The 11,502-nt window shown below is 22.5% G+C and carries 14 protein-coding genes and 2 tRNA genes; 1 reads left to right on the forward strand and 15 read right to left on the reverse strand.

Annotation, left to right across the window (positions count from 1 at the left end):
- Nucleotides 1-150, reverse strand: coding sequence for a hypothetical protein (locus tag ACQH26_RS02875; RefSeq protein ID WP_425382711.1), 150 nt, complete (start codon nt 148-150; stop codon nt 1-3).
- A gap of 176 nt (nt 151-326) precedes the next feature.
- On the reverse strand, nt 327-929 hold the full coding sequence (locus ACQH26_RS02880) for a hypothetical protein (protein ID WP_425382712.1): 603 nt from the start codon (nt 927-929) through the stop codon (nt 327-329).
- Nucleotides 930-1,474: 545 nt separating this feature from the next.
- On the opposite strand from ACQH26_RS02880, the gene ACQH26_RS02885 reads away from it, so the two are divergent.
- The gene (locus ACQH26_RS02885; RefSeq protein ID WP_425382788.1) at nt 1,475-2,356 is read left to right on the forward strand and encodes a DegV family protein; all 882 of its coding nucleotides are present in this window, start codon (nt 1,475-1,477) and stop codon (nt 2,354-2,356) included.
- 50 nt (nt 2,357-2,406) lie between these two features.
- On the opposite strand, the gene ACQH26_RS02890 is transcribed toward ACQH26_RS02885, so the two are convergent.
- The 13 genes from ACQH26_RS02890 to ACQH26_RS02950 all read right to left on the reverse strand — a co-directional run bounded on the left by ACQH26_RS02890 (nt 2,407) and on the right by ACQH26_RS02950 (nt 11,370).
- A tRNA-Trp gene (locus tag ACQH26_RS02890) sits at nt 2,407-2,481 on the reverse strand.
- A 59-nt stretch (nt 2,482-2,540) separates the two neighbouring features.
- Nucleotides 2,541-3,002, reverse strand: a complete 462-nt coding sequence (locus ACQH26_RS02895; protein WP_252319930.1) for a Fur family transcriptional regulator — start codon at nt 3,000-3,002, stop codon at nt 2,541-2,543.
- A 25-nt stretch (nt 3,003-3,027) separates the two neighbouring features.
- Nucleotides 3,028-3,282, reverse strand: a complete 255-nt coding sequence (locus ACQH26_RS02900) for an acyl carrier protein (protein WP_425382789.1) — start codon at nt 3,280-3,282, stop codon at nt 3,028-3,030.
- Nucleotides 3,283-3,342: 60 nt separating this feature from the next.
- Nucleotides 3,343-3,702, reverse strand: a complete 360-nt coding sequence (locus ACQH26_RS02905) for a hypothetical protein (protein WP_342273029.1) — start codon at nt 3,700-3,702, stop codon at nt 3,343-3,345.
- A 115-nt stretch (nt 3,703-3,817) separates the two neighbouring features.
- Entirely contained in the window at nt 3,818-4,138 is a 321-nt protein-coding gene (locus ACQH26_RS02910) for a hypothetical protein (RefSeq protein WP_425382790.1), read from the reverse strand.
- A gap of 215 nt (nt 4,139-4,353) precedes the next feature.
- Nucleotides 4,354-4,485 (reverse strand): hypothetical protein, encoded by a 132-nt coding sequence (locus ACQH26_RS02915; protein WP_425382791.1) that lies wholly within the window; start codon nt 4,483-4,485, stop codon nt 4,354-4,356.
- 81 nt (nt 4,486-4,566) lie between these two features.
- Nucleotides 4,567-5,154: a hypothetical protein gene (locus ACQH26_RS02920; protein ID WP_425382792.1), complete on the reverse strand. Its 588-nt coding sequence runs from the start codon at nt 5,152-5,154 to the stop codon at nt 4,567-4,569.
- A 63-nt stretch (nt 5,155-5,217) separates the two neighbouring features.
- Nucleotides 5,218-5,574, reverse strand: coding sequence for an MG284/MPN403 family protein (locus ACQH26_RS02925; RefSeq protein WP_338961069.1), 357 nt, complete (start codon nt 5,572-5,574; stop codon nt 5,218-5,220).
- A gap of 75 nt (nt 5,575-5,649) precedes the next feature.
- On the reverse strand, nt 5,650-7,101 hold the full coding sequence (proS, locus tag ACQH26_RS02930) for a proline--tRNA ligase (protein WP_425382793.1): 1,452 nt from the start codon (nt 7,099-7,101) through the stop codon (nt 5,650-5,652).
- A 6-nt stretch (nt 7,102-7,107) separates the two neighbouring features.
- Entirely contained in the window at nt 7,108-8,889 is a 1,782-nt protein-coding gene (locus ACQH26_RS02935) for a hypothetical protein (protein WP_425382794.1), read from the reverse strand.
- Nucleotides 8,890-8,903: 14 nt separating this feature from the next.
- Nucleotides 8,904-9,605 carry an acetyltransferase gene (locus ACQH26_RS02940; RefSeq protein WP_425382795.1) on the reverse strand — a complete coding sequence of 234 codons (702 nt, stop codon included), beginning with the start codon at nt 9,603-9,605 and terminating at the stop codon, nt 8,904-8,906.
- Between the two features lie 50 nt (nt 9,606-9,655).
- Entirely contained in the window at nt 9,656-11,071 is a 1,416-nt protein-coding gene (cls, locus tag ACQH26_RS02945) for a cardiolipin synthase (RefSeq protein ID WP_425382796.1), read from the reverse strand.
- A gap of 208 nt (nt 11,072-11,279) precedes the next feature.
- A tRNA-Ser gene (locus ACQH26_RS02950) sits at nt 11,280-11,370 on the reverse strand.
- Between the last annotated feature and the right edge of the window lie 132 nt (nt 11,371-11,502).

Here is an 11,502-nt window from a genome sequence, read left to right on the forward strand (position 1 = left end):
CTAATTTGTTCACTTGTCTACGTAATTAGTGTCCAATAAAGTGTAACCCATCCAATTTTGATGACACCTAATAAAATTTTTAGTAAATCATGTTAAATCTGCTACATTTCTTAATTCTTCTTCAATAATAGTTTTTGTTTGTAAACTCATTTTGATTCCCCCTTTTATTAAATAAAAACCTATTATTTTAAAAATAAAAAACAATAGGTTTATTTAGTTTACACTTATTTTTGCTAAAGTTTTAAAATTATGCAATAAACTTTTTAATATTTTACAAATATAGAAAAAAAGATTTCAATTGAAATCTTTTTTCCATATAATATTTTTTACAAGTTTGGTAAATTTAATTTAGATTTAACTGTTGATGATTGAGTTTGTAAATCAATTGCGTTGATATCATTTTTTTCGATGTCATCAAAATCACTATCACATTCTAAATTACTTTCTAATTCATTAATTTTATATTTTAATCTTTCTGCCAAATTCATATTGGAACTTTCAATATCATTTATTTTAAATCGTTTTCCATCAAATAATAATTCATATACTATTGTTTCTTCGGATTTATCATTTGTATTTAATAAACCAGAATAATTAGATTCCTCTTTATTTAGATTTTTCAAAGTAATACTTAATTTATACATACCAAATGATAAACATAGTTCATCAATGGATAAAGAAATATTTTGAGTTCAAATTATTTTCTTAGAATCTTTATTAATACAATTCAATACTACTGATTGTAAACATTCTTTTTCTAATCCTAATAATTGCTTTGAAATAGTTATTTCTGTTGTTAATTCTTTACGAAATACTTGTGTTGCTGTTACTCAAAGTATTTTTAACGCAGCTGCTTTTTTATTAGGTGGTGTTTTTAACTTTAATCTATCTAAATGACTAATCTTTGTTTGACTTTTTTCTTTTTTCATAAATTTTCTCCATTCAAATTAATAATCTTATTTAATTTTATTATATGACCAAGTTCTCCATTAATAATTAATATTTTAACTATTAATAAATTCATTATTTAAATAACATAGTTATTCGAAAATTATTATTTTTATTTATTTTATTGTTTTATTTAACATATCTTTTTATCTTCCTTTTCTCTAAGAACCTGTTTAGGATCTTTTTTGATTAATTTTTAATAAAATTTATATTATAATGGTTATTTTATAATAAAAAATAGATTTTTAGTCGATAAGTTTTCAAATGATAAAATCTTTTTAACAAAAAAATGAAAAAGAAAATAAATTATTGGTTAAGTACCTATTTATAAATGATTATTTCTTGTTTTAGTTAAATTCTATTAAAAAGATCCTAAACAGGTTCTAAGAAACAAGAATCAATCATTCCAAAAACAACATATTAACTATTTTATATATCTTTCAACGATGAAAGTCCATTTTTAAGTAAAAAATATATGTTATAATTTAATAAATAAGTAAAAAATATTATAGTTAGGGTGAGAAAATTGAAAAAAAAAATTGGTATTGTTGCTGATTCCTCTTCAGGATTTTCAATTAAAGATTTAAAAGAAATGAATATTGGATTTTGTCCATTATTAATCACTTTTAGTGATGATACAACTATTACTGATGACCCTAACATTCTAAAGGATAAAGAATTCTATAATAGAATAGTTCATGAAAAACAATCTGCCAAAACTTCGCAAACACCACTTGGTCAAATGAGTATAATTTGAGAAGATGCTTTAACTAAATTTGAAAAGATTATTTTTATTCCTTTATCAAAGGGGTTATCGGGTCAATATAATACTGCTACTATGTTATCAAAAGAATCTAATTTTAAAGATAAGGTTTTTGTTTTTGATAGTAATGGTGTTTCAGTTATTAACTGACTATTAGTTAAAAAAGCATATCAAATGTCACTTAACGAAAAAAATAATGTTAATGATATTATAGAAGCACTAAAATTAATAAGAGATAACTATATAGCATTTATTTTACCTTATGATTTAAATTATTTAGTTCGTGGTGGTAGAATTTCAAAATCAGCAGCAGCCTTAGCTACTATGTTAAAAATAACTCCAATTTTATCTTTTGACGGAACCATTGATAAATTTGATAAAACAAGAACATGAGATAAAGCTATTAAAAATACTCTTAAAGAAATTAATAAAAATAAAAAAATAGAAAGTATTACTCTTTTTTACATTATTCATGCTTTTGCTGAGGCAAAAGAAATAGAAAAAGTTACAAAATTTGTTAAAGATTATGGCATTAAAAACGTCAAAACTATTAATTTAGCAAATGTAATTTGTGCTCATACAGGAATTGGAACCTTCAGTTTTGTTGCTTTTAATTTAGATAAAGATAAATTACCAAAATTATAATAATAAAAAATTCACTTTTATGAAAAACATTTAAAAGTGATTTTTAATAATGGCAGGGGTGGCAGGACTCGAACCCACAACACTCGGATCTGAAGGCCGATGTTCTACCATTGAACTACACCCCTAAAATATTTAATTTAAATAGTACATGTTCAATTTTACGCGAAAGAAGTTTTAAGTTCAATTAAAATTTCATTTTTTTTATTTTTAATTCACATTTATCACAAATTCCATGAATTTCTAACTTATAATGTGAAAAATAAAAATTATTTTTAGTTGCTAATTTTTCAAGTTTTTCTTCTTGTAATGGTGAAATTTGTTGTTTATCTTCGAAAGAGGCATGAATAATTTTATTACAAAAATTACAAATAATATGAACGGTATTTTCTGATAGTTCATAAATTATTTGTTTTCCTTCAAAAACATTAGCATGAATAATATGTTCTGTCATTAATAAATCAATAGTATTATAAATACTCATAATATTAATATTATCATTACCTTCTTTTGTTAAAAAACTAATAATATCATTAATACTAACATGTTGCTTAAGCGTTAATACTTTAATAACTGCTTTACGAACATCAGTTAAACGATAGTCTTTATCTTTCAACTTTTGGATAATATTTTCAAAATTTTTATTCATACTAATCTCCTGATAAAATATAATATTACTTTTTTTTATTTTCTGCTGATTCTAATCTCTCAATTTCATTTATTAAATCTTGAACCGTTTTTGTTTGTAAATCCAGTAATTTATTATCATCAATTTTTACATGATGCTCTTTTTCTAATTTAAGAACAATCATTACTAATCCAAGAGAGTCAATTTTTACATCTTTAAATTTAGTTTTCGGTGTAATTTTTTCTTTAATCTCTGGATAATCCTCTTTAACAATTTTATGAATTTCACTTAAAATATTCATAAATTCACTCCTAATTTAAATCATTTTTATTAATAGTTATACTTAGTATAACATAGAGCATTAAATTTTATTTGTTATTTTAAAATATCATTCTAAATAATCTAGTTTTAAATTAGTATTATATTCAACTCATACAGCATTATTTAAAATATTAAAATGAAAAATAAAATTATTAATTTTTCATTGTGGAAATGTTTTAATAATTAACTTTAAAAATATGTATTGAAATAAATCTTGATTAAATTGTATTTTATATATAATCTGTGACTGATTTGCTAAGATAGTACTATTTTTATCTAAAATAATTGTAATACTTTCATTTAATTTTTTAATATCAATAGCTTCTACAACTATCTCTGGATTTAAATTTTCTTTTTTATCATCTACGGTCTCTAATTCTACATCATATTCTTTTACCATTTCATTTAAATTTTTATTAGTTGAAAAATTTTTGATAATAAAAAATAACATAATACTTAATGTAATAGTGATAGTAATAATTAAAATGCTAATTTGTAACTTACGTATAAACATTTTATACCTTTATTTGACTATGAATTAAATACTTATAATCAATAAAACTAAAGTTATCACTACTATAAAATTTTAATATTTCATTGTAAGTTAAACTAAAATTAGTAGTTGCCACTCAATTTTCACTATTATTTCTTATTAATTTTTTAATAAAAATAGAATGATATGGACCACCAATAATTGGTTCACTACTTTCTTCAATAAATTTTAAATTAATATCATATTTAAAAAAGGTTTGAAAATTAAATGGAATATTTATATTAAAGTGAAAATCTTCAAATCTTGGTAAATCAAATTGATTTTTTCCTATTTCATCATTCAATACTATTTTATTTACAATGCTATTATAAATAGTGCTATAAAATTCTAAATAATATTCATCAATATTTTTTTATTACGTAATAAAAAAGCTGGTATTTTATTATTTTGATAAAATTTTGATAGATTTTCATTAATATTTAATGATGTATTTTGTTGTAAATCAAAATTATTATTAAATATTAATATTTTACGTAATATTGTTTCTTTATCATTATATTACTCTTTTACTTTTGGAAAATGTGATACTAGATAACGTTTTATTTTTATTGGCACTATATTTGCAGTATTAATATTATTACCAGAAAACTTAAAAACCTCATCTAATCTTGATTTTCCACCAACTATCATGTTCTTCATAATCGTTTTAGAAAAAATATGATAAAATCCTTTATCAGAGAAATTTGTCGTTAAAATAATGGGATTTTTAATTTAGAAATTAAAAATTGTTGTAATAAACATTTTTGGTTTAATTTGTAATTTATACTGTGGATTATTATTAAAATAAAAACTAAGTGATCCATAATTATATTTGTTATTAATATGACGAATTTCCTTTAAATTACTAGGTTTTTTACAATTAAAACTATAATTTAAAATATTTACATTATCTTTTTTAATTGCTATTGCTGGTAAAATTATCTTATAAGTTTTCATAACCATATGCAAAAAAGAAATATCAGCATATGGACCAAGTTTATTATTTTCAAGTAATTCTAAATATGAAGAAGTAAGAAATACTCACTTAATTGATTTAGATATCACAAGTTGTCCACTTGCTTGCTTAATATTACTATAATTCAAATCATATTGAAACGTTACATCGTCAAGTAATCCTTCACTTGGTTCTTTGTTAATATCAAAATCATAACTATATGCTTCTAGAATTTGAAGTTCAATATAATAATAACTGCTTTTTTGCAAAGTTTGGATCGGAAAGCCAACCACTGTAAATCTTGGAATTAAAAATAATTCTTTTTCATAAATGGGGCTGTTTTTTACATCACTCGTTAAATTCATCTTTTGTTCTAAAAAACTACGCGAATTCAATAAATCAATGCTATTAATATTCATTTTATATCCTTAAATTAAATATAAGTATAAAAAACGCTTAATAGCCGTTTTTTCTAATTTTTCATATTCTTTGATATGATAATATTTTTTTCATCAATTTTTATTTGATTTAACTAAGAACGTTCTAATAATATAACTATATTCATTTTTTGGTAATAATGCTAAAACTGTATCAACAATTTGCACATGTTTTTCATAATTTTTTAAATCCTTATTTATCACTATCTTATTAGCATAGTGAACACTATCCTCTTTCAAAACATAATTTTCTTTAAAATTATTATTTGCTAATGTTAATTTTGCTTGTTCATATTTAACAAAAATAGCAGCAATTAGTTGCTTATCAGCACTTATTTGTTCTTTCATTATTATCACCTCAATAATAATTTAAAAACAAATAATTATCTTTCCTCTATTTTATTTCTATTTAACTTACTAATTTTAATATGATCTTGCAAAATAAGTTCAGACACTATTAGGAGTTTGACACTTAAAACAATTACTTGGTTTTTTATATGGTTCTAAAGGAATACAACGTGATGTTGTACCAGTTAAACTTTTAATTTCTTCTTCACACTTTATTTGATCACAAAAAGGTACAATAAAGAAACCTTTATGAATTTTAACTAATTTATGATATTCATTAAAATCTGTTAATTCTTTTAAACTTGTATTTAATTTTTTTTGTGAACTATTAAATAAATCTTTATTTAATTTATTTAATTGATTAATAATAGTTGTTACTAATAATTTTTCATTATTAATTTCAACATCAATAGTATATAAATTATGACGTAAAATTAATTTAATTACTTGGTTTTCAATTTCTTGCTCACCAATTGCAATAGTAATTGGAATACCTTTAATTTGACTTTCACTTTTCTTATAAGAAAAACTTTTATTATCTTCATTTATTAATACTCGGAAATGAGAACTTAAAATTTTAAATATTCTTTCAACAGTTATTTTAAATTTATCACTTTTAGGTGATAAATTTAAAAGCATAATCTGATGCGGTGCAATTGTAGATGGCAATACTAAACCTAGATCATCGCTATGTGCCATAATTAAAGCACCAATTAATCTTGTCGATACACCTCATGATGTTTGATATCCTAATTCTTGTTTATTGTCTTTATTGCTAAATTTAATATTAAATACCTTTGTGAACTCTTGGCCAAAATAATGACTAGTACCGGCTTGTAATGCTTGTCCATCTTGCATCATAGTTTCAATTGTATATGTCATTTTTGCCCCAGCAAAACGTTCGTGAATTGTTTTTGCGCCAACAATAACTTTAATTGCTAATTGTTGTTCAACAAAATCAGCATACAACTTAATCATTTTTAATGTAAAGTTTTTTGCTTCTTCATCGTTATTATGCATTGTATGTCCTTCTTGTCATAAAAATTCACTAGTTCTTAAAAATGGTTTTGTATTTTTTTCTCATCTAACAACATTACATCATTGATTATATAATAATGGTAATTGTTTATATGAACTAATTATTTTTGAAAAATGACGACAAAATAAAACTTCTGAAGTAGGACGAATAATTAGTTCCTCTGATAATTGATTATTTCCAACTTTAGTTACAGTTGCACATTCTGGTGCAAAACCCTCAATATGATCTTTTTCAACTTGAAATGCTTTTTGACTAATTAAAAGTGGTAACATTACATTTTCAATATTTAAAATTTTAAATTTTTGATTTAATAAATGTTGAATATTTTCTCAAATTGCATATCCGCGAGGACGAAAAATAATGGTACCGGCTGCCGAACCATTTTCTGCACCATAATCACAAAGTTCTGCTTGCTTAATAACATCAGTATATCATTTGGCAAAATCAATCTCTCTTGCTGTAATATTTTTATTCTTTGCATTATTCATAATGATCTATTCACCTTTCGTTGATTGACTTTTATGTCATTTCCAATAATTTGGATAATTTAAAGCATCTAGCACTTTATTTGCTTGTTCTGATTCTAATACTTTTCCTAGTAAATAGTCAACCTTTAATCCTTTTAAAACAATAATTTCAGGAACATTAATAATACCACGAGCTAAAATATTTTTAATACCTAAAATTCTTAAATAATGCAAACAAATAATAACATCAATATATTTACTAAAACTAAAAGTAACTTGTTCTAATAAATTAGAAGTTAAAACTACATAATCAGGCTTAAAATGATTAATTAATTTAAAATTATCAATATGACGTAAATCATGAGTAAAAGAAATTTTTATTTTATTACTACGAATAGTTTTAATAATTGAATCATACTTATTCCAACTATTAATTTCACCAATATCTTGAAAATCAAAAATTAAATCACAATTTTCAAAAAGATTTTTTCTCTTATTAACAAGAGCAATCAACTTTGTTAAAATAGTTTTATCTTGTAACTCAATTAAACTAACAGGAAGAATAAGGTTTTTTTCTTGTTTTAATTTCGCAAATTTTTCAAATGTTTGAATAAATAAAGGTTCATTTACTTTTCATAACAATCCTGAATCTTGAATATTACGCATCAAAACAATAAACGAAACATAATAAGAGTTTTTAACAAAATTTCATCAAGCATAGTAACAATTTGGCTCATTTGAATTATCACTTTTATATACTGGTCTAATACTAACACTTAATAATTTTTCCATTTGCTCTGATTGTAGAAGTGAATAATGATTATAATCAGGATAATTTAAAATATCATTTGTCTTCAATTTAATTTCAATTAAGTCTCTACTTTGTACTACTTCTAATTGATTCTTATCAATAATTTTATTATATAATATATAGACATTTGAAGCATCAGTTTTTACTGAAGCATAAACACATAATATTTGACTTTGAATCTGCAAATAACTACTTTTTTCTACTAAATTACGTTTAATATAACTATTTATTTTTTTTTGGAATCGATATAAATTTATTTTCTTATTTCTAGAATAAATTAAAAACTGACCATCATAATATTTACAAATAATAGTATTATCTAATCCTAAAGTTATTTTACTATAATATGAAATTAATAATTCCATTCGTTCAATATTATTAACAGTTAAAATATTTTCTAATGCTAAATAATTTTTTATTTTTATTAAAATCATATATTCAAATTGACTATTTATTTTTTTATTATATTTTTTTTGACTAAAATTATCTAAAATAGTTTGTACAAAAACTGACTTTACCACTGTTAACTCATTTTGTTGTAAAATAATTGCTTGTGAAATAGCAAAACGATTATAACGAATATTACTTTGCATTTGACCATACAAAACTTTATTATTATCAAAATAATCAATTGATAAATCATAAACAATAACTTTACTTCCTAATTGAAAGGAAACCGAAAAATGACACGGCTCAAATGGAACTTTATTCACTAATAAATCTTGAATAAAAATTTCAATTTTTACTTTAGTTTTACGATTCATCATTGATTTAAATACAAACAATGAAATTCGTTTTTTACGATTTAAAACTTCTAAGCGTTCAGAAAAAGTAATAATTTCATTTTTTAAATCAATTTTCAATGGAACTAAACTTAACAAATCACCATGGATAACATTATAATATTGATTATTACGATGATTTAAACGTATAAATAAAATAATTATTATTGTCATAAAAGGAATTAAAGCAATAATTACAATTGCAGATCAACGCATAATTTTACCTCCATTTAATCAGAGCCTAAAGTAATATTACCATTATTTCCTTGGAAAAGTTTTAACTTTAGTCTTTGATTATCAATATATAATTTAGCTAAACGAAACATTTTGCGATCTTTAACCAAAATTCAATCAATAGCTTCAACAGGAATTGTTTCATATATTTGAACACGATTAGTATCAACATTTAAACCTCAATCTTTAATAGTGCTTTGAAATAGTTTATGAATATCAACAGAAATAATACCTATTTTATTAACATCAACATTTTGCTCTGCACATCACTTTCAAAAAAAATGACGTGTTGAATTACCTAACTCTAATTCTAAATAAGTAGCATGTTCTAAATAAGTTCAAACAATATATTCTTGCTTTGGCAATAATTTAATTTGTGAAGAAGGTTTAATTCCTTGTTCTAATATTAATGTAATGTTACTAACATCAGTATAAAAAAATAAGTTAAAAATATTTTTATTTTCTAAATGTTTAATAATTTGAATAGTTGATCTTCTTCTAAAATTTAAAAAAATATTATTGCGTTTTTTATTATTCGTTAAAGTAGAAGATTTATTAAATTTTTTTTGTTTTTTAAACCTATTAAAAAAGGGAGTTTTTTTTTCATTATCTTCTGATAATTTAGAAATATCCAAATTAGGTTGATTTTCATCACTAAAATATTCTTTAATTTTTTTAATTCGTCGACTTCAACCCATAAATTATGACCACCTTATTATTAATATTTACCTAATTATACTAAATTTTTTTAAAATAATGGTGCTAAAATTCTAAGCAATAATAAAAATACACCACGATAGGCAAAACTACGATGTAGTAGTGGATTACTAATAATTAAACTAGAATGAATAAAATCTTTTTCAAATGAAGCAGATAAATCACTATTTGTTTTACTATCATAAACAATTACTAAAGTTTGATGATCTGAATAAAGACTACGATAATCAAGATTAGTTGAACCAATAATAGTAATATCATCATCAAAAATACCAGACTTAGAATGGTTAAAAACATTATTATATTCATAAATTTTAACATCTGACTCAATCAATGAATCATAATAAGTTCTTGACATATCTAATGATAAAAATTTATCAGTAATTCCGGGTAATGATAATCTAACATCAACACCAGAATAAGCACTATTACGCAATGCAGTAATTAAATCGTTAGTTGGAATTAAATAAGGAGTACTAATTCAAACTCGCTTTTTAGCATTACTAATAAATTTAATAAATAAATCTTTTTGAATTGTTTCTTTAGTAATCGGTCCATCATCAATTACTTGGACAATAATATTATTTTTAATTTTTATTTCAGATTTTTCAGCACTAATATCAAGAATATTACCAGTAATAAAATGCCAATCTTGTCTAAATATTAAATCAATTGATTTAACAGCTTCCCCAACAATTCTAATTTGGGTATCTCTTCAGAAGCCATACTTTGCAGAAAGATAAATATAGTTATCTGCTAAGTTAACTCCGCCAGCATAGCCAATATTCCCATCAATAATGATATCTTTACGATGATTACGAAAATTATAATTTCCTGTCATAAATGGTAATCTAACTGGTGAAAATTTATGAATAATAATTCCCATTTTTTTCATTTTTCATATTTTATATTTAGATAAACTAAAATATGAACCAACAGCATCATAAATCATATAAACTTTAACTCCTGCTTCAATCCTTGCTTTTAAAACATTAATAATTACTTCTAATAGTTCCCCTTCACCAAGAATAAAATAATTAATAAAAATATAACTTTTTGCTTGTTTTAAATCTTCAATTAATTTAACAAATTTATTAGGACCATTATTTAAAATTTGAACATCAGTATTATTATAAAATGGTCGATGAGAAATTCTTGTTGTATAGTTAAATAAAGATAAAGTATCCTCACTCAAAGTTATTTTTTTTGATTCTAAAATTGAATTAGCAAAAGTTCAATCTTCTTGGGTATAAAAATAACTATTTGTTTTTAAATAAGCTTTTTGCTTTCGTCCATAACGATAAGGACGACCAAAAGTTCAATATAAAAAAATACCGATGATTGGCAAACATAAGGTAACCATAATTCATGATAGTTTTGCATCTTGCATACGATTGGTAATAAAAATAATAATACCAGTTAAAATAGTTAAAGTAATAATTATCATCAAAATAATTCATGAATATTTAATATAATTAAATATAACGAAAACTATTGTTGCAATCAAAGCAATATATAAGATTAATGATAAAAGTAAGTTTATTCGTTTACGCATGATTTCTCCTTAATATAAAGAGTTCTTTATTAAATTATATCTAATTATTAATAAATTTATTATTTAAAAGTAAAAAAAGCAATTAATGCTTTTTAAATAATGGCGGAATGGGAGAGATTCGAACTCTCGCGACAGTTTCCCGTCCTAACTGATTAGCAATCAGTCCTCTTCAGCCTCTTGAGTACCACTCCAAAGTTATAATAATTATTTTTTTTACAATTATTATTATAACTTTAATTTTAAAATTTACTATGTATTTTTTAATTTTTTTTAAAAATCCTATATTCCAAAATAAAATTTCACTATTTTTTAAATTAAATAAA

The sequence above is a fragment of the Spiroplasma endosymbiont of Melieria omissa genome (assembly GCF_964031175.1).
GTDB lineage: Bacteria > Bacillota_I > Bacilli_A > Mycoplasmatales > VBWQ01 > Spiroplasma_E > Spiroplasma_E ixodetis_A.